This is a genomic window from Stenotrophomonas sp. KH_036_B, assembly GCF_057839485.1.
This window is the reverse complement of sequence record NZ_CM174491.1, coordinates 4,114,176-4,133,326: the sequence shown is the minus strand read 5'-3', so window position 1 is coordinate 4,133,326 and position 19,151 is coordinate 4,114,176. Positions and strand designations below refer to the sequence as shown.

Here is a 19,151-nt window from a genome sequence, read left to right as displayed (position 1 = left end):
GACCGCTGCCGGCACCGTGCCGGTGGCGGTCGACCCGCGTTCCGCATGAGCACCCGCGCGATCATCCACCTGCTGCTGCATGCCGCCGTGCCGGCGTTGCTGGCGTGGATGTTCTGGCGCAAGCGTTTCCTGTCCGCCTGGGCGCTGTTGCTGCTGGGCTGGATCATCGACCTGGACCACCTGCTGGCCGATCCGATCTATGCGCCCAACCGCTGCAGCATCGGTTTCCACCCGCTGCATACGGCGCCGGCCATGGCCGTGTACGCGGGGCTGTGCGTGCCGAAGAAGACGCGGTTGTTCGGGATCGGGTTGATCGTCCACATCGTGTTGGACGCGATCGACTGCTGGTGGATGCACGCGCGCTGACGGGGTAGAGCCGACTGGGTAGAGCCGACTGTATGTGCCACCCAGCCCACGCCACCCACGCGTCAACCGGCCGGCAGCGTCAACGTCGCCTGCAACCCCGGGCTGCCATTGCGCAGCACCAGTGTGCCGCCGTAGCTCTCGGCGATATCGGCCACGATCGCCAACCCCAACCCGCTGCCGGGCGCGCGCTGGTCCAGGCGCACGCCACGACCCAGCACGCTGTCCAGGTGCTCGTCGGGCAGGCCGCTGCCGTCGTCGCCCACCTCGATGCGCATGCGGTTGCCGATGTGCGTCACCTTCACCTCGACCCGGTGCGCGGCCCACTTGCCGGCGTTGTCGAGCAGGTTGCCGAGCATCTCTTCCAGGTCTTCGCGCGCACCGGCGAACAGGCCCTGCGCCTGCGGGTCGAACACAAACACCAGCGCGCGCTCGGTGTGCACGCGCTGCACCAGGCCACACAGCGCGGTGACCACCGGGCCCACCGGCGTGCGCTGCTGGTGGTCGGCCGCCACGCCCACCGCCAGGTAGCGGTCGATGCTGGCCTGCATGCGCGCCGTCTCGCCGCGCACGGTCTGGCGCCAATCGCTGCCGGCACCTTCGGCCTCGTTGGCGAGGACGGTCAACGGCGTCTTCAGGGCATGCGCGAGGTCTTCGGCGCTGCGCCGGGCGCGCAGCACCATGCGGCCGTGGTGATCGAGCAGGGCATTGAGCTCGCCCGCCAGCGGCGCCACTTCCTTCACCAGTCCGCGTTGCGGGAAGCGCACGTCCTCGCCATTGCGCACCTGTTCGGCGATGCGGCCCAGCTCGGCCAGCGGCCGCAGGCCGTAGTGCACCTGGGTGACCAGTACCGCGAACCACAGGGCGATCAGCACGATCAGGGCCAGCGCGGTACGTTGGCGGAACGCACTTACCTGCGCGTCCAGCTGGCTGCGGTCCGTGGCCACCATGACGCGCAGTGGCGTGGCGGCACGCGGCAGCGTGACCTGCTGGGCCAGGACACGCAGCGGCTGCTGCAGTGGGCCGCTGGTATCGAAGGCCTGCGCCGGACCCGTATGCAGCGCTGCAGGGGCGGCCAGCGTGTCATCCCACAGCGAGCGCGACTGGCCGAGCGGGCGGCCCTGCGCATCCTGCACCTGCCAGTACGCACCGGAAAACACCCGGCGGTAGTGTTCGTCGCCCAGTTCCCCGCGTACCTGCACGCCTCCCTGGGCGTCGGCTTCCACCAGCGCCAGCACCGCGATCAGGTCGTTGCCCAGGCGCTGGTCCATGGCCGCATGGGCCGAGCGTTCGTACATCGCGCCCAGCCACCAGGTGGCCAGCGCGGAGACCAGCACCATGCCCAGGCCGCCGGCCAGCAACAGGCGGCTGCGCAGCGAACGGGTCTTCATGGCTGTGCCGAGAGGCGGAAGCCCTGGCCGCGGTGGGTGTGGATGAGGGTGCTGCCCAGCTTGCGGCGGATGCGCCCGATCAGCACGTCCAGGGTATTGGAATCGGGGTCGAAACCGGATTCGTACACGTGTTCGCCCAGTCGCGCGCGGCTGATGACGGTGTCGGGGTGGTGCATGAAGTAACTCAGGATGCGGTGTTCGTGCGGGCTGAGCGGCAGCAGCACCCCGTCCAGTTCGAAGCGGCCGGCGTTGACGTCCAGCCGCAGTGGGCCGCACTGCAGGCGCGGGCTGGCATGGCCGGCACTGCGGCGGATCAAGGCACGCAGCCGCAGCAGCAGTTCCTCGGGCTGGAACGGTTTGGTCAGGAAGTCATCGGCACCGGCGTCGAAACCGGCCAGCTTGTCGTGCCAACGCGCGCGCGCGGTCAATACCAGCACCGGGAAATCGCGTCCGGCCTGGCGCCAGCGCTCGATGACGCTGAGCCCATCCAAGCCGGGCAGGCCCAGGTCGACAATCGCCGCGGCGATGTCCTCCACCTGGCCCTGGTACTCGGCATCGAGCCCTTCGCTGCTGTGCACGACCACGTAACCGGCGTCCTCGAGCAGCAGCTGCAGCTGGCTGGCGAGCAGCGCATCGTCCTCGGCTAGCAGGAGTCGCATCAGTCTTCTTCCATCTTCAGCAGGCGGCCGCTGGTCGCATCATAGTCGAGCTCCATCACCACGCCGTTGGCGCCGAGGATCTCGATCTCGTACTTGCCGTCGTCCAGCTCCACTTCCAGCAGCTGCCCGGGATAGCGGCGCAGCGCATCGCGCACCACCGTCTCCAGCGGCACGTAGCGACCCTGCTGCACGGCCTCGCGCACCGCCTGCTGCTGGCGCGCGCCACCATCCAGCACCCGCATGGGCTCCTGCGCGGCAGCGGTCAACAGCAGGGGCAGGAGCAGCGACAGGGCGGTCATGGCAGCGGGGTCGGCGAAAGGCTGCCTACGGTATACGCAGCGCCTTTAAACGTGGCCTAACAGCGGCCCTCATGGTCCGCTTAAGTGCGCTTGCCAGACTGGCGGCGCCGGGATGGTCCGGTGCCCTTTCAGGAACTCCTCCATGAACACGCTCATCCTTGCCGCCGCCCTGGCGACCGCCTTCACCGCCGCCCCGGCCGTTGCCGCCGATCTCTCCGCTGCCGACGTGCAGGCCAAGCTGCGCACCGCCGGTTACACCCAGGTGCATGAGCTGGAGCGCGACGACGGCGTGTGGGAAGCCGATGTGACCCGGGCCGATGGCAGCGTGGACGACGTCATCATTGATCCGGCCACGGGCGAAATCTTCGACCCGCGCAGCGGTCGCGCCGTGCTGGATGCCGGACAGATCCTGGCCCTGGCCGGCAAGGCCGGGCTGACCCATATCGAGTCGGTCGAGCGCGACGGCGCCACCTGGACGCTTGAGGCGCGCAACGCCCGCAACCAGCCCGTGGACGTGCGCATGAGCGGGCATGACGGACGCGTGCTGTCCACCCGTCGCGACGGCTGGTGGGACTGAGCCGCGCCGCGCGCGGCCATCATGCAAACGGCCGGGTTGCCCCGGCCGTGTAGTTGCTGCGTACGCGGCGGTTACCAGCCTACCGGGCCGGGACCGTCCCAGTAGCCGCGGCCATAGCCGCCATACCCGCCGCCATACGGTCCATAGAAGCCCGGGCCCTTGCCCTCGCTGATCTGGATGTTGAGGTTCATGCTGCGGGTCTTGCCGTCGTCGTTGGTGTAGTTCTTGTTGAGGTTCAACTCGGCGGCGTTGTAGTGCGTATTGCCGAAGTTCTTGGCGTAGCCGATGCCGGTGGTGATGCTGCCGTTGACCCGCAGCTTGTCGTCGGTGACGTCGGCAATGCCGTTGGCCGCCGCACCGCGCGGGGTCGCGCGGCGGCCGGTTTTGTCGCCGTAGAAGGTGCCGGGCGGATCGCCACGCAGGGTGGGGTCGTTGAGGTACTGCAGCGGCTGCTGCGGTACCGACAGGTCAAGATCGGTCGCCGACTGCGGGCCGGTGGCGCCGGCAGCGGTCTGGGCCAGCGCAACACCGGGGGCCATCAGGCACAACAGCAGGGAAAGCGGGCGGATCATGGTGGGCTCCGGGCAGGCAATGCGGCCGATAGCGCTGACGCTAGCAGCCGTTGGTTGAATGATGCCTGTCATGGGGCCCGTTGGGTGGACTATCGACCCACGGCGGATGCCTGCCGGTCGGTCGGCCCCCTCAGACCAGGCGTTGGAACCCGAACAGCGCCGCCAACGGGTGGCGTCGGCGTTCAATCCGCGCCCGCAGCAGGCCCGCGCCGAGCATGGAGTAGGTGATGCCATTGCCGCCGTAGGCCATGGCAAACAGCACCCGTGGGCCCCATTGCGGGTGCGGGCCGAAGAACGGCAGCCCGTCGTGGGTCTCGGCAAACGTACCGCCCCAGGAGAAGGCCGGCTGCAACGGCAGGTGCGGGAACAGCCTGGCGACCTGCTTGAGCAGGGTGCCGGTCTTGCCGGCCACCCGGGCATCGCGCCGTGCGGGGATATCCACCGTATCGTCCTCGCCGCCGACCAGCAGGCGATGGTCGCCGGTGCTGCGCATGTACAGGTAGGGACGCGCCGATTCCCAGACCATGGTGTCGGTGAGCGGCCCAAGCAGGGCGGTGTCGATCGGGTCGGTGATGAAGGCATAGCTGCTGCGGTTGCGCGCCACGCGCTGCTTCAGCCAGTGCTGGCCGGCGTAGCCGGTGGCGAGCACCACGTGGCGGCTGCGGATGCGCACGCCCTCCGGCGTGGTCGCGGTGACCCCGCGCGCGGTGGGTTGCAGGGTGTGCAGCACCGTGCGGTCGTGCACCGCGCAGCCGGCCTTGGCCAGCCGCATCAGCAGCCGGTAGGTGAGCTGGTAGGGGTCCACCCGCGCGGCCAGCGCGCTGAGGATCGCGCCCGGTGCCTGGATGCCGTAGTCCTCGCGCACGGCGTCAGCGTCCAGCCAGCGCACGTCGAAGCCGTGCCTGCGGCGCAGCGCGTACTCGTCCTGCAGCACCGCGCGGTGCCGCCGCTTGCTCGCGTAGTACAGGCTCTGCATGGGGTGGCAGTCGACCCCGCGAAAGCCCGACGCCACTGCGCGCAGCGCCGGTATCGCCTCGGCGCAGGCGCGGTAGGCCAGCACGGCGGCCTCTTCGCCGTACTGCTGGGCCAGGTCGATGAGATGGGTGTCGATCTCGTACTGCAGCAGCGCGGTGCTGGCTGCGGTGCTGCCCCAGCCGATGTCGCGCTGCTCGATGAGCGCCACGTCGTGGCCGTGCGCGCACAGCTCGTTGGCGATCAGCGCGCCGCTGATGCCGCCACCGACGACCAGGACATCGCAGTTGACGTCCTCGCGCAGCGGCGGAAACGCATGCATCAGCCCGTTGCGGACTGCCCAGAAGGGATAACCGCTCTTGAGATCCATGTGCGGTCAGGCGGTGGGGTGGCCGGTGTGCGGGGTGTGGATCAACGGGGTGAGGTCGAACCCCTGCTGACGCGCCTGCGCCAGGTAGTGCTCCTGGGTGGTCACGTCCAGCTGCGGTTCGCGTGCCAGCAGCCACAGGAATTTGCGGTCGGGGCTGCCGACCAGCGCCACGCTGTAATCCGGCGCCACCTGGATCACCCAGTAGTCGCCTTTGGTGAACGGAATCCAGCGCAGTCCCTTGGGCAGGAAGCTCACCTCCAGGCGCGCGCTGTCATTGTCCACCGCGCAGGCCTCGCCTTCGGCTTCTTCGATCTCATTGCCCAGCCGGCAACGGTTGAGGACCGCAACGTGCCCGTTTTCTTTCAGGCTGTAGTGCGCGGTGACGTCGGTGCACTCGGCCGGTTCGTGCTTCATGGGCAGCCGTGCGATCTCGTACCAGGTGCCGAGGTAGCGCGGCAGCTTGAGGTCGGCGACGGTCTTCAGGTCGGCATGTGTGTTCATCGCAGGCACGGTGGCGGAGAGGACGGCCACGATGACGGGAGCGATGCCACGGCGGAGTGAAGCCGATCCTGACGCGGAAACGATGCGTTGCCATGGCGTGACGCCACGCGGAGGGGGCCGCGGCTATGCTGGTGTGACGGGCGTGAGGCGCCCCATCATTCAGTAGAAGGAGATGCGGATGTACCAGGTGATCCTGCTTACGAGCCCGAGCGGCTTTGCCCGCCAGCAGCGGGAGACGGCGGACGAGGTCGTGGAGCACGAAGGGGTGGTCTATTCGCTGCGGGCCGGCCCGCGCCAGCCGCTGCCCACCGACCATGCCTGGGACGAGGTCGCGGTGTACGCGCCCGAGGAGATCAGCGAAGAGGAGTTCCAGGACTGGTACGCCGCGCTGCAGCCACAGGTCGAGGAACTTCGGCTGAAGTATTGAAGGCGCATACCCGGTGTGAACGGGCGGCGGTTTATAGTCCGGGCAGGCGCGGTGGTCCGCGTGAACCGTAGGTGCTGGTTTGTCCTTCCGTCATCGTTTCCCCCTGCTGCGGTCGTTGGCCGCTGTACTGATGTCTGCCTGGCTGTGCATGGCCCCCGCGGCGCTTGCGCAGACCCCTGACGACGGCGCTGCCGACCCGAAGGTACAGCTGGCCCAGGCCGACAAGGACCTGAAGTCGATCCGTGCCTCGCTGCAGGATGCCGAGACCCGCGAAACGCTCTCTGCGCTGTTCGAGCGTGCGATGGGCGTACAGCGCGACGCCGACGACGCGCAGGCCGGCCTGCAGCCGCAGCTGGACCAGCTGGACACCCGCCTGACCCAGCTGGGCACCGTGGCCGAGGGTACGGTGGAGGCGCGTGAGCTTGCCCAGCAGCGCAGGACCCTGACCCAGCAGCGCGCCGACATCGCCTCGGCCATCGCCCGCGCAAAGCTGCTCTCGGTGGACGCCAAACAGCTGGGGGCGGACATCGAGAAGATGCGCGTGAGCCAGCTCAGCGAAGAGCTGTCGCGCAAGGTCAACTCGCCGCTGTCGCCGTCGCTGTGGCGGCAGTTCGCCAAGGATGTCCCGGCCGACCTGCAGCGCCTGGGGGCGCTGTACCGGCAGGGCGAAAGCACCGCAGGCAAGGCGATCGCCCAGCACGGCTGGACCGCGCCGCTGACCGGACTGTTGGTGGCGCTGCTGATGTTCTTCCCGTTGCGGCTGTGGCTGCGCGCAGTCGGGCGCCGCTATGCCGCGTCCGAGCGCGCGCCGGATGGGCGCCTTCGCCGCTCCGGCCTGGCGGTGTGGCTGCTGGTGGTGGGCACGCTGCTGCCCGGCCTGGCCGGCGTGGTGCTGGTGGGGTCGCTGGATGCCATCGGCGCGATCCCCCCGCGCCTGGAAAAAGTGGCCTTCAGTTTCCAGGTGGCGACCTTCATCGCGTCCTTCATCGCCGCGCTGAGCGCCTGCCTGCTGGTGCCCAAGCGCCCGTCGTGGCGCCTGCTCAATCTGGATGACACCGCCGCATGGCGGCTGCGCAAGTACGCCTGGGGTGCGGCGGGGCTGACCTGGATCAGCATCCTGCTGGTGGAGATCAACCGTGCCGTGCGTACCAGCGCCATCACCACGGTGGCGGTCGATGGGCTGATCGCCATTGCCTACATGGGGCTGATCATCGCGATCCTGGTGTCGCTGGCGCGCCTGCACCGCCGCCAGACCGATGAAGCGGCGGCGAAGCTGGAGGCGCAGGCGCAGTCCGACGGCAAGGGCAAGGGGCCGCCGCGTCGCAGTGGCTGGATCGTCATCGCACGGCTGGCGGGTCACGTGGTGGTCGCCGCCGCCGTGATCGCCACCCTGCTGGGCTACCTCAACCTGGCCCTGTTCGTGGCGCAGCAGCTGGTCTGGGGCGCGGTGGTGCTGATGGCCGCGTCGCTGCTGATGAAGTTCGCCGACGACCTGGCCACGTGGGTGCTGTGCCCCACCAGCAGCGTCGGCAGGACCGTGGTGCTGACCACCGGGTTGAGCGAGTCGCGGGTGATCCAGGCCGGCGTGCTGCTCTCGGCCGTGCTGCGGATCTGCGTCATCCTGTTCGCGGTGATGGCACTGACCGCACCGTTCGGCAACATGAGCGCGCTGTTCAGCGGCCTGGATACGCTGTCCAACGGCATCAACCTCGGCGACAACCTGGTGCTCAAACCGAGCAGCGTGTTGTATGCGGTGCTGGCGTTCCTGCTGGTCTGGGCGGTGATGCAGACCTTCCAGCGCTGGCTCACCGACACCTACCTGCCCAATACCGAGCTCGATGCCGGCGCCCGCAACTCCATCAGCACGGTCACCCGCTACCTGGGCATCATCGCGGCGGTGCTGTGGAGCCTGACCGCGCTGGGCATCGGCCTGGAGAAACTGGCGCTGGTGGTGAGCGCGCTGTCGGTGGGCATCGGCTTCGGCCTGCAGGCGATCACCCAGAACTTCGTGTCCGGCCTGATCCTGCTCGCCGAGCGGCCGGTCAAGATTGGTGACTGGGTGAAGCTGGGCGACCAGGAAGGCGACATCAAACGCATCAGCGTGCGCTCCACCGAGATCCAGGTCGGCGACAAATCCACGCTGATCGTGCCCAACTCCGAGCTGATCACCAAGACCATCCGCAACATGACGATGGGCAATGCACAGGGCCGGATCCAGATCCAGTTCACCGTGCCGCTCAGCACCGACGTGGCGGCGGTGCGGCAGATCCTGCTCGATGCATACGCCGAGCATGTGGGCGTACTGGCCGATCCGGCGCCGTCGGTGTTCATCGACTCGATCGCCAACGGACAGATCGCGATCAACAGCTTCGCTTACACCTCCGGCCCGCGCGCGGTGTACGGGGTGCGCAGCGACCTGTACTTCACCATGCTGCAGAAGTTCGCCGCGGCCGGCATCGCGCTGTCCTCGCCAACCGACATCCATCTGGTGCGGCAGGCGCCGCCGCAGCCCGATTCCTGACCGCAGCAAGGGCCATCAGGGGGGCTCGCCTGCGGGGCGGCGCCCCTGCAGGCCGGGCAGGAACACGCCCGGCGGCTGCAGCGGCGCCGGGTTGTCGTCGGGTTCCTCCTCCGATGCCTTGGGCCCCTGCTTGATCGGCTTGAGTGCCTTCCCCGGTGAGACATGTGGCGCGTGCGCGCTGCTGCCTGCCTTGAACAGCACGCCCGCCGCACCGCCGCCACTGCCGAGCCGCTCCTCAAGCGGTGGCCCGTAGAGCGAGAGCGTTGCCGGATCCGTGAGGTACAACGGGCGGCCCCCCACGACGACAGGCACCGGGCCGACCAGGACATTGGGAATGCCATCGACCGTGCGCATCCGGGTTGAATAGAGCGACGCGGCCAGTGTGTTGCCGTCCTTGGCGATGGCCATGCCCTCGCTCATGACCCAGCGCATACCGATGCCGCGCGCTGCCGGATGACCCGGATCCATCAGGGGCCACAGGAAACGCAGGTTGCCGCGCGCGGTGCGTTGAACCACGGCCACCCCCAGGCGCAGCATCGCCAGGCTGCCCGCCGCCGGGTTGAGCGCATCCAGGGTGCCGCGTGCCAGCACGCGGGACAGCTCGGCAACCCGCGGCATGGTCATCCGCATCCCCGGCCGGGCCAATACCTTCACGACGCCCCCGATCACCGGCCCCACCACGATGATCGATTCCAGATACAGCCCGAAGGCCGCCATCGCGAACTCGTTGCGGTTCCGGGAGGTGATGCTGCGCAGGTTCTCCACGAACGGTACGAAGAAATCGACGGTCTTCAGCCAGAGGGGTTTGTCCTCCAGGTGTGCCTCGAAGCTGGTCGGCGCCCATCCTTCGCGGCGGAACGCCGCCTGGTCCAGCCAGAAGAACGTGTGCTGGACCGGGTCCACCAGCCGGTGGAAGGGCGAGCGCCCCTCCACGCCCCCCTCGGCCGCCGCGCCTGGCCAAGGCAGGGGATCGACGATCACCTCCGACCACGTTCCGTTGGCCGGTGCCTTGTCCGTGGCGTACGCATGCCAGTCCACCGGCAATGACGTGCCACGGCGAACGCGCACCGTGGCGACGTTGCCACTGCGCAACCGCACCTTGCGGCTGTGCAATGCACCGCCCAGTGGCAGCGGGCCCTCCACGGCCAGGGGAATGATCCGGCTGCGCAGCGGGAACAGCTGGAAGTGATGCGGCTTCCCGGACAGCATCAGGGTGTAGACCACGCCAAAGCGGCCGCGATAGGGGTCGGTGTCGTCGCGGGTTTCCTGCTGCGCCTCCAGGTCGGGCACGTGCGTGCGCAGCGTGTATACCGTCACGTCGCCACGCAGCAGGGCCGCACGCTCTGCCTCGGGGCGCTGGTACAGCGCTTCTTCGATGAGCAGGCCATAGCCCCGCTGCGCACGCTGGAAGTAGGTGTCGAAACGTGCCTGGTAGACGTGATTGATGTCGTCCAGCGCGGCAAGGCCCGGCCGCATCTGCCGGTAGGCGTCCTGCACGGCTGCGTCGTACTGCGGGTCGCCCTGGGCCTGGTAGATCGGCGAACTGAGCACGAAGGTGCGGCACGGCCGCCAATGCGCCTGCGGATCGCGGAGCGCACCGGCCGCGACCAGCTCGTGGAAGGGAAAGCGGCGTCCGAACGGCTCGTCGTCGTTGCACAGCAGGAACGTGCTTGAATTCCACGCGTGCCGCGCCAATACGCCGGGAAACCGCGGAAACACGCGGTGGATCGCGGCCTGCACCAGCTGCATGCGATAGGGCAACGGCGCCAGCACATCATCGATGGCGCGTTCGATGTCGGCCACGCGCTCATCGAACGCCTTCAATGCGGCCTCGATGCGTCGATTGATCGGCAGCCCCGGCGGCTGGCCGGACTGAAGCTCCAGCTGTCGGAACACATACCAGTCCAGGGTCGGCAGCCGTCGTGCCTGCAGCGCCAGCTGCTTGACCAGGCCGGGCGCCTCGCTGTCACCGCTCAGGTCCGCCGACAACGTGACCAGTTCGCTGAAGCGCATCTGTTGCGAGAGTCCGCGGCGGATGCGTTCGGCAAGATGCACGCCACTGACGACGTTGATCGACGCAATGGTGTTGGCATACACCAGGTTGTCCGGCACGTCGACGCCGAGCAGCTCCGGGGCGAGGTCCTGCAGGGCAAGCGTGCCGGCCAGGTCAAGCAGTGAAGCCGGGATGCGTCCCATGCTGCGCAGATAGTCGTGGAAATCCTGGCGGATCCCGGCGAAGGTCCGGCCCCAGTTGGAGGGTTTGTGCAGGCGATAGCCGAGCAGGATACGGGCGTCGCGGTCAGTGGGCGGTCCCAGGTCCAGCACGATCGCCACCCGTGTCAGGCTGGCCAGCAGCGTGGGCGAGACCGGCGCGGCGTCGCTGCCCAGGTACCAGCCCAGCGACTGCAGCAGCGCGGTCTGCAACGCCAGGGCACGCGGGCTGCGCGCCATGCACGCCACCGCGTGGCTGCTGCGTTGCGGCTCGTCCCAACGCAGCTCGCCGCGCTCCACCAGCGGCGCGCCGAGGTACTCCAGCAGGATCTGTCCAGCCGGGGCGTGCTGCGCCATGAACGCGGCCGTGGCCTGGCGCACCTGCTCATGTCCAGTCGGGTCAAGCACATCGCCGGCGTGGACCAGGTCCGCGCGCATTCCCAGGCGCAGTTCGCCAAGCAGGCGTTCGGTGCACTGTGCCGCTCCATCCGCAGCGTCCAGCTCCTGAGGGCCACAGCCGCCATGGACAGCCAGCAGCTCCGACACGTTGACCCGTCCATCCGAGCGGACCTGACCGCCGAGCCGGCCCGCCACATCACGCAGCCGGTGCAGGGCGTCATCCAGCTCCCTGCGTTCCAGCGCCGCCTGGCCGAGGTCAAGCAGGCTGCGCGTGCCATCCGGCCCGTGCAGGTGGACGCTGCCGTTCGCCTCCACCACGACGCACGTTGGCCCCGCGCCTCCCGCGGCAAGCAATGCCTGCACGTCCGCGTCGATGAACAGCCTGGCAAAGGCTGGCCAGGCCGGCTGCAGGACCGTCATGGTCGTGGTGCCCAGCCCAGGGCGATGCAGCGCCACGGCAGAGCCAGGACGGTGGGTGAGCAACCGGCGCACCTCCTGCAGCTCATTTCCTGCCTGGTGCCAGTCCGACAGGGCCGGGGCATGGCGCTGCCAGCGTTCGTGGATCCGCGCGATGGCGTCGAGCAGCACGGCCTGCGTGCACACCTGCGGGACGGTGCAGGGCGCCGCGCCGGGCCTTGGCAGCGCACCGTGGAACTGCAGTGCGTTGGCGAGCGGCACTGCGTCGCCCGGGGAAAACCGGCCCAGTCGGTCGGTCGTGCGGTACAGGACGTCGAGCAACCCGGACAGCCGCGGGTGCAGGGAGGTGGCCGGCTCGACCAGCAGCACCGTCCGGCCGGTCGGGCGCGTCCGCGCGGTCACGCCGTCGGCACCGACCCGGAGGGAATGGAAGGAAGCGTTGACGCGGCGCATGTGCCGCCATAATTCGGGTTGTTCGAACACCTCCCGCAACGCCTGCTGCGCCGACTGCCAAGCCGCGTGCAGTGGGCTGCTCTCACCGGGCACCACATGCTGGTCGGCCAGGGCACTGTCCAGCACGGCCGGCTGCGCTTCAATGCGGCGCCACAGCAGGTCCAGAACCTGTTGATGGTCCTGGCGTTCCGCTGGCCCCTGCTGTTCGTTCCACTCCACCCTCAGGCGGGCGGGCGCTTCGACGGGTTCCTGCGGCCGTGCGATCTGCCGTTCCAGCCCCGCCAGGCACGCATCGAACTGTGCATCCTCGAGGGGAACCGCAGGCAGCGGGACGCCGTAGTAGGCCAGCATCTCGGGTACGCGCAGCTGGCCGTTCGAGCGCACCGGTGCCTGCAGCAGCGTGGCAAGACCGCGCAGGAGGGTGCCGAGCGCGTCCAGTGCGGCCGGCGGGGCGCTGGCATCGAACAACGACACGGTGTGCGTGCCCTCCACCGCGCGGGCAACCACCTGACCGGATGCCGGGTAGACCAGCTGCGATGGATCCGCATTCCGTTGCCAGCACAAGGTGATCATCGCGGCATGCTGCGAGAGCTGCAGCAACAGGCCACGCGCCAGTGCCACGTTGTGGCCCAGGTGCGACCGTGGGTCTGGCGGCCAGCTGCCCCATGGGGGTTCCAGCCCGCGGATGGGCACGGATTTCAGGTACTGCACCTGCTGGTGCAGCCGCACCAGCGACGCCGTCTCGTTGGCCGGGGTGATGTGGCCCTGCACGGGCTGCTGCAACGCCTGTTCAAGGCGGTGGATGAGGACGTCCAGTGCCCCCGCCGTCAACGCGGCGGTCGGTGCGGGGCGGTCGAGGTAGAAGCCCAGTGCGCAGTCCAGGCGGGCCGGAACGGTGTTGTCGAAACAAGTGCCCGCATCGAGTACCGCGCGCTGCAGCCGGGTCAGCAGTGCGGTGGTGGAGGGCGCCCATGCAGCGCCGTCGGTTGGGTTTGACGTTGAATGCAGCACCACCACGGTCCCGGACCCGGTGCGCGCACCCGTCAGGACGCCCTGGGTGACCACAAGCGAATCCGGCGGCGTACGCTCGGCGTACAGGGTGTTGATGAAGTCATCGTCGCAGTAGAGCCCGACCAGGCGCTGGCGTACTGCCTGAACGGCCAGTGCGAACGGGGAGCCCTCGGCTGGTTGGAAACGATGCAGGGCCGGCGACGAGGGGTGGCCGGCCGATGCCGCGTCGCGCAGTCGCCACAGCGCCTCGATCAGACCTGCGCGGTCGCGCGAGGCGGCTTCGTGCTGCGCCGCATCGCGCGGCAGCAGGAATACGGGCACGGAGACGGGCGGCGACAACGCGCGTGGCGAACGCCGCAGCGCCCACCCCGCCGCCGCATCGAGCACTGCATCGTTGACTGCTTCTTCCAGGCCGCACACCGCGCGCAGTGCCTGGCGGTAGCTGCCCGCGTGCTGCTCGTCCGGGAGGTCGAGGACGACCTGGACACGCGCTGCGACCGCGGCGGGGTCGGTGGGTGCGTCGGACCCGGCCGGGCCGGCCAGCACCGCCATGCGCTGCCACAGCGCCTCTCCCAACGCCCAGGCCTCGTGTGTCGCGGGCGCGCGGTACAGCGACGCGTCGATCTGTTCGCCGAGGTGTTGAACGGCGGCGGTGTAGGCGATGTGCAGCTGCCAGCGGATGAACCCTGCCCCCGCGGTCGCGGCGGCCAGTCCTGCGCCGAGGTAGACCGCGCGCCGCTGCGCAGCGCCGGATGGCAGTGCGGGCAACGCCGTCGCCGCCGCCAGGACGACCGGTAGCGCCGGTGCGAGCAGGCGCGCCGTTTCCGCCGCCGACGTCGCGCCGCCCGGGTCCGGCGGGGCAAGGAGGGGGACGGGAAGGGCCATGGCCCGGGGGGGCGCCGCGAACAGACGGCGCGCTGCAGTGCCGGCGTGGTCCAGCGCCTCAAGCCCGCCCGGAATCCGCGCGAGGTGTCGTCCCGCGGTCGTCACCGGCTCTGCGGCGGGGGCGTGCCGCTGCTGGCGGAACCACAGGGCCCAGACGCTCCCGAGCAGCATCAGGCGCAGTGGCGATGCGGGCAGCTGCAGACTTCGGTGCAGCGCGTCCTGCGCAACGTCGGCCTGTTCCAGCAGTGGCTCCAGCCAGCCGGACACGCCGACCGCCAGCGCTTCTCCCCAGACGTGCTCGCGAAGCGTCGGCAGCGGAAGCTGGCACAACCAGCTCAGCCACGGCAGCACGCGCGCATCCCGCAGCATTCCAGGCAGCGCCAGGATCTGCTGTGCCCAGAACAGCACCTGGGTGCCCACTTCCCCCGCAGCCAGATTGAAGACGGCGTACAAGGCCAGCGCAGTGGCACGTCGTCCGTGCAGCCGTCCCAGGCTGTTGACGACGGCGCTGACGACACGCCCGCACTCGTCGCGCCACGCCGTCGAGACAGTGAGGGGAGCCACCGCCCGGTCGGTCAGTGCATGCCGCAGCGCCTCGGCGCGGGCACCCACGGGAAGGTCGCGTAGTACGTGGGACAGATGGATGCCGAGGTCGTCGGCCGGCGCATGCATCAGCAGCTCAAGCAGCCGGCCCTCCAACCCGGTCAGCTCCGAGGGCAGCAGCGGGCAGCGTCGCAGCAGCGTGACCATGCCGGTCGACAGCGGTGCCTGCTGGCACGCCGTCGACGCCGCCACGCGCGCAGGAGGCGCATTGCGCAACCCCTCGAGGGTGATCTGCCGTGCTGGAGTTGTGGCAGGTGTGGCCGCGGGTACGACGGCCGCGGTCGGGTTCGCAGCTCGCGGTGGGATGAGAACGATGGGCGCTCCCTGATCGGCGTCGACGGTCGCACGATTGTGCCGACCGCTGCTGCGTCAGGCTTTGCACGCACTCCCAGATCTGTCTACGCCAATGCCGGCCGCGTCGTGATCAGCCTCTGTTGCCGCGCCGCGATGGCACCAGTGCGACGTTGTCCACCGCCAGTTTCTCGGCATGGTTCAACCACGCGCGGATCTCAAGATCATCCACCTCGTGGTCCAGGTCGAACGGCACATTGATGCGGCCTTCGGCGTCGGGCTGCACCCACTGCTGCGCCACGACCACCTTGCGCTTGGACGACACCGCTTCGATCCAGAACCCCCGCTCAGGCGACTGCTTGGCCACCAGCTGCAGCATGTACTGACCGGCACGGGTGCGGCGGCCCTTCTCGGTGATCATGTGCGCCTGGCGGATGCTCGGGCGCGGGCCGTTGAACGGATCCAGCGGGGCATCCACCGCGAAGCCCTGGCGCAGCTGATCGTCGCGGTAGAGCTTGATGCCCTTGTCGCGGTTGACCAGCATGGCGCACCAGTCGCCATCGGCCGAGCCATCCTCGAACGCCGTGCAGCGATCCACATAGGCCAGGGTATTGGTCGGGTCGGCCTGGTCGAACTGCTTGGAGGTGTTCTCCAGGTAGACCGATTTCAGCTCCCACTGCTTGTCGTACTCCAGCAGCACCGGCGGCTGCACGTGCTGCAGCCCGATCACCACCTGGTTGTCGTCGTCGATGCGCAGCTGCCGGGTCTTGTCGCCCAGCCACAGCGAGCGCGAGAAGGCGAGGTAGCGCGGGAAGTCCTTGCCATCGTCGCGGAACGCGGCGGCACTGGCGCTGTCCGAACGCTCCGGATGCAGCAGCGAGCGACCGAAACCGATGGCGTCGATGCCCGGCTCGATCAGGCTCAGCAGCGTTGCGCCGGAATCGAGGGTGGACCCGGTGGTGGCTGTCAGCTGGCGCGGGGCGATGTCCTTGCCAAGGAAGAGCAGCAGGTTCTCGCGCGTCTGCTTGGCCAGCACCTGGCTCAGGTCGTTGGGCATGGCCAGGTGATCGGAGGCGATCACGATCAGCGTGTCTTCGCCATACGGGCTGGCCTGGATGCGATCGACCAGCTTGGAGATCAGCCCGTCGGTGCACTTGAGCGCGTTGAGCAGGCCGATGTTGCCGTACTCGCTCGTGTAGCGGGTGCGCTTGCACGCCACCGGCAGATGACCGGCGGGATGGTGGGTGTCCATCGTCAGCGTGGTCAGCATGAACGGCTGGCCCGCCTTGGAGAGCTGCACGAATCGACCGTAGGCCTTGTCCAGCAGCACGTCGTCGTGCACGCCCCAGGTGGAGAAATGCGAGCGTCCGATCTTCTGCTGCTTGAACCAAGCCAGGTCATCGACCGCGTCGAAGCCGTGCGTGGCCAGGAACTGCCCCTTGCCGGCAAACAACCCGTTGGCACCGCCCATGTAGTGGTTGGTATAGCCCTGCTGCTTGAGATAGTCGCCCAGGCACACCGCTTCAGGCAGGAAGCTGCCCATGCGGTCCATGCTGTTCTCGTCGCCCTGGGCGGTGGTCAGCGGAACGCCGCACATCGACGACACCAGCCCCGCGATGGTCCAGCCACCGCCCTCGGCCGAGACCAGCCCGCGCACATCCAGCGACTGCGCGGCCAAGCGGTTGAGGTTGGGCATCAGCCCCGGGAAGGCGGTCTCATCCAGGTAGGTGCGCTCCAGGCTTTCGCCGTAGATCCACACGATGTTGCGTGGCTTGCGCAGCGGCTGCTGCGGCACGCGGTATTCCGGTGCGACCATGCTGTAGTCGACCGGCCGCATCTGCTGGTACAGGCGGTGGCCATCGCGGTAGAGCGGGCTGGCGCCGATGGCGAGCACCCAGATGGCCATGAACCCGGCGAATACACCACGGCCATGCGCCGTGCGATGCCAGCGTTTGATGCGGGGGGCCAGCAGCGGCAGCAGCGACAGCAGCGCCAGCCCGATGAAGCCGGCGATATAGCCCTTGAAGTCTGCGACACCGGCGCCTTCCATGTCGGCGCCCATGTGATACAGCGTGGCCGCATTCAGGCCATCGCCGGAGAGTTTGTTGATCAACCACCACGCACTGAGCGTCAACAGCAGCAGCGACATCAGGCTGGCCTTCCACCACACCCAACGACCGGATGCGAGCAACAGGCAGGTGAGCAGCAACAGCGACAGCAGCAGGATCCAGAGCATAGGCGGTATCGGCAGCGGAGACAGGTGGTGATGGACGCATGAATGCGTATTCCCATCCGACCGGCTGCCCAACCACACCTGCATGACAGACCGATGACTGGATCATGCCTGCACGAACCTGACTGAAATGTTTGTTGCGCGACACACGTGGTGCGCTACAACGCATCGCGCCTCAAGGTGTAAATCATGCGTGAAGACGCAACGCCGACACCGTCGGCGTTGCGTCGTTACCTGTGCCCGCGCTCTTCCTTCGAACCTGCCCGCCGATCGAAAATCAACGCACTGAGGATGATGCCCAGTCCCAGCACCACGCCGATCAACATCAACGTGAACGCAATCGCCGGATAACCGAACAGATGCCAGCCGGTATCGACCTTCATCATCATCGCCGCCGCCAATATCAACGCGGCGGTGACGATGCCGGCCGACACGCGGTTGGCAATCTTCTGCAGGTTTTCCATCAACCGCGATTCCTCCAGCCCGGTCACTTTCATCTGCAGGCGGTTCTCTGCCAGCAGCGCAAGGATGTCGGACATCTTGCGCGGGCCCTCGCGCAGCAGCTGCTGCACCTCCATCGCCTCGCTCGCCAGGTTGGCGGCCGACAGCGACTTCTTCAGGCGCGCACGCATCACGTGCTGGAGCTGTTTCTCGACGATGCGCCGGGTGTCGAGATCCGGCGAGAGCAGCCGGCACACGGTTTCCAGATTGAGCAGCGCCTTGCCGAGCAGGCTGAGCTCGGGCGGTGTACGCAGGCCGCTGGCGGTGGCGATGCGGACCAGGTCCAGCACTACGCGGCCCTCGGAGAAGGTGCCGCTGGCGGCGTAGCGCGCGATGACCTGGCCGGTCTCGCGCAGGTAGCGTTCCTCGTCGAACGATTCCAGCCGCGTGCTGATGCCGATGATCTCGTCGGCCACTTCCTCCCCGCGCCCATCCACCGCGGCGAACAACAGCTTCAAGAGGCGCTCGCGCAGGCGCGGCGGCATGTGCGCGACCATTCCCAGGTCGAAGATCGCCAGGCGGCCCTCAGGGGTGACACGCAGGTTGCCGGGATGGGGGTCGGCGTGGATTTCGCCATGCACGAAGATCTGGTCGATGTAGCCGCGGATCAGCGCGGCGGCCAGCGGCGCCATCGGTTCCTCGGTGCGGCGCACGTCGGGAATCATGTCCACGCGCACGCCCTGTGCGAGTTCCATGGTCAGCACGCGGTGGCTGCAGTAGTCCCAGATCGGCTGCGGCACCCACAGCGGCTTGAACGGCTTGAGGTGCTGGCCGAAGCGCTGCAGGTTCTCGGCCTCGGCCTGGTAGTCCAGCTCCTGCATCAAGGTCTTGGCGAATTCGTTGAGCCAGTCGCGCAGGCGTACGCGACGACCCACCTGGGTCAGGTGGTCGGCGGCCAGGGCGAAGCTGCGCAGTACGTCCAGGTCCGAGCGCAGCTGCGCCGCGACTTCCGGCTTCTGCACCTTGACCGCCACGTCGCGGCCGTCGTGCAGCTGCGCGCGGTGCACCTGGGCGATGGACGCACAGCCCAGTGGCACCGGATCGAAGCTGGAGAACAGCTTGGACACCGGCGCACCGAGCTCCTGTTCGATGATGGCGCAGATGCGCTCCACCGGGATCGGTGCCACCTTCTCCTGCATGCGCTCCAGCGCGGTGGCGAATTCCACCGGCACCATGTCCGGGCGCGTGGAGAGCATCTGCCCGAGCTTGACGAAGGTGGGCCCCAGCGACTCCAGGTCGGTGACGAACTGCTCCGGGTTGCCTTCCGGCGGCAGGTCGTGGATCGCGCGGGCGTCCAGGTTCATGCCCGAGAACACCCCGGAATGGCGGTAGCGCAGCAGCAGGCGCAGGATCTGGCTGCGGCGGTTCATGCCCTTGACCAGCGACGGCGAACCAGGGACGACAGGCGTGGTATTCAAGCAGGGCTCCGGGGCGGGACTCATCCGCAGTGTCGCCGCAGGCCGGTGGTGGAGCGGTGAACCCGGGTGATCTTCCA

At 68.5% G+C, this 19,151-nt stretch carries 13 protein-coding genes; 4 read left to right on the top strand and 9 right to left on the bottom strand.

Annotated features, from left to right (window positions below; genetic code table 11):
- Positions 1-45: 45 nt before the first annotated feature.
- On the top strand, positions 46-366 hold the full coding sequence (locus AC3ITN_RS18295) for a DUF6122 family protein (protein ID WP_489391432.1): 321 nt from the start codon (positions 46-48) through the stop codon (positions 364-366).
- A gap of 62 nt (positions 367-428) precedes the next feature.
- Here the strand turns inward: AC3ITN_RS18295 and AC3ITN_RS18290 are convergent, their stop codons facing one another.
- Genes AC3ITN_RS18290 through AC3ITN_RS18280 form a run of 3 tightly spaced genes read right to left on the bottom strand, consistent with a single transcriptional unit; the run spans position 429 to position 2,712 of the window.
- On the bottom strand, positions 429-1,754 hold the full coding sequence (locus tag AC3ITN_RS18290; protein WP_489391431.1) for a sensor histidine kinase: 1,326 nt from the start codon (positions 1,752-1,754) through the stop codon (positions 429-431).
- Positions 1,751-2,413 (bottom strand): response regulator transcription factor, encoded by a 663-nt coding sequence (locus AC3ITN_RS18285; protein ID WP_313345442.1) that lies wholly within the window; start codon positions 2,411-2,413, stop codon positions 1,751-1,753. The genes AC3ITN_RS18290 and AC3ITN_RS18285 overlap by 4 nt, the downstream gene beginning before the upstream one ends.
- Positions 2,413-2,712 carry a PepSY domain-containing protein gene (locus tag AC3ITN_RS18280; protein WP_489391430.1) on the bottom strand — a complete coding sequence of 100 codons (300 nt, stop codon included), beginning with the start codon at positions 2,710-2,712 and terminating at the stop codon, positions 2,413-2,415. The genes AC3ITN_RS18285 and AC3ITN_RS18280 overlap by 1 nt, the downstream gene beginning before the upstream one ends.
- Before the next feature lie 142 nt (positions 2,713-2,854).
- Between AC3ITN_RS18280 and AC3ITN_RS18275 the strand changes: the two genes are divergently transcribed.
- Positions 2,855-3,289 carry a PepSY domain-containing protein gene (locus AC3ITN_RS18275; protein WP_313345439.1) on the top strand — a complete coding sequence of 145 codons (435 nt, stop codon included), beginning with the start codon at positions 2,855-2,857 and terminating at the stop codon, positions 3,287-3,289.
- 71 nt (positions 3,290-3,360) lie between these two features.
- Here AC3ITN_RS18275 and AC3ITN_RS18270 read toward each other — a convergent pair whose 3' ends face one another.
- The 3 genes from AC3ITN_RS18270 to AC3ITN_RS18260 all read right to left on the bottom strand — a co-directional run bounded on the left by AC3ITN_RS18270 (position 3,361) and on the right by AC3ITN_RS18260 (position 5,704).
- Positions 3,361-3,861, bottom strand: coding sequence for a hypothetical protein (locus AC3ITN_RS18270; RefSeq protein WP_313345436.1), 501 nt, complete (start codon positions 3,859-3,861; stop codon positions 3,361-3,363).
- A gap of 130 nt (positions 3,862-3,991) precedes the next feature.
- The gene (locus AC3ITN_RS18265; RefSeq protein WP_489391429.1) at positions 3,992-5,203 is read right to left on the bottom strand and encodes an NAD(P)/FAD-dependent oxidoreductase; all 1,212 of its coding nucleotides are present in this window, start codon (positions 5,201-5,203) and stop codon (positions 3,992-3,994) included.
- Between the two features lie 6 nt (positions 5,204-5,209).
- Entirely contained in the window at positions 5,210-5,704 is a 495-nt protein-coding gene (locus tag AC3ITN_RS18260; protein WP_313345431.1) for a lipocalin family protein, read from the bottom strand.
- A 178-nt stretch (positions 5,705-5,882) separates the two neighbouring features.
- On the opposite strand from AC3ITN_RS18260, the gene AC3ITN_RS18255 reads away from it, so the two are divergent.
- On the top strand, positions 5,883-6,131 hold the full coding sequence (locus AC3ITN_RS18255) for a hypothetical protein (RefSeq protein ID WP_489391428.1): 249 nt from the start codon (positions 5,883-5,885) through the stop codon (positions 6,129-6,131).
- Positions 6,132-6,261: 130 nt separating this feature from the next.
- Positions 6,262-8,652, top strand: a complete 2,391-nt coding sequence (locus AC3ITN_RS18250) for a DUF3772 domain-containing protein (protein WP_489391427.1) — start codon at positions 6,262-6,264, stop codon at positions 8,650-8,652.
- A 15-nt stretch (positions 8,653-8,667) separates the two neighbouring features.
- Here AC3ITN_RS18250 and AC3ITN_RS18245 read toward each other — a convergent pair whose 3' ends face one another.
- From AC3ITN_RS18245 to AC3ITN_RS18235, 3 genes are all read right to left on the bottom strand, one after another.
- Positions 8,668-14,823 (bottom strand): hypothetical protein, encoded by a 6,156-nt coding sequence (locus AC3ITN_RS18245; protein WP_489391426.1) that lies wholly within the window; start codon positions 14,821-14,823, stop codon positions 8,668-8,670.
- A gap of 232 nt (positions 14,824-15,055) precedes the next feature.
- Positions 15,056-17,158 carry a phosphoglycerol transferase I gene (locus tag AC3ITN_RS18240; protein WP_489391425.1) on the bottom strand — a complete coding sequence of 701 codons (2,103 nt, stop codon included), beginning with the start codon at positions 17,156-17,158 and terminating at the stop codon, positions 15,056-15,058.
- Positions 17,159-17,385: 227 nt separating this feature from the next.
- Positions 17,386-19,026, bottom strand: coding sequence for an ABC1 kinase family protein (locus AC3ITN_RS18235; protein WP_489392969.1), 1,641 nt, complete (start codon positions 19,024-19,026; stop codon positions 17,386-17,388).
- Positions 19,027-19,151 lie beyond the last annotated feature (125 nt).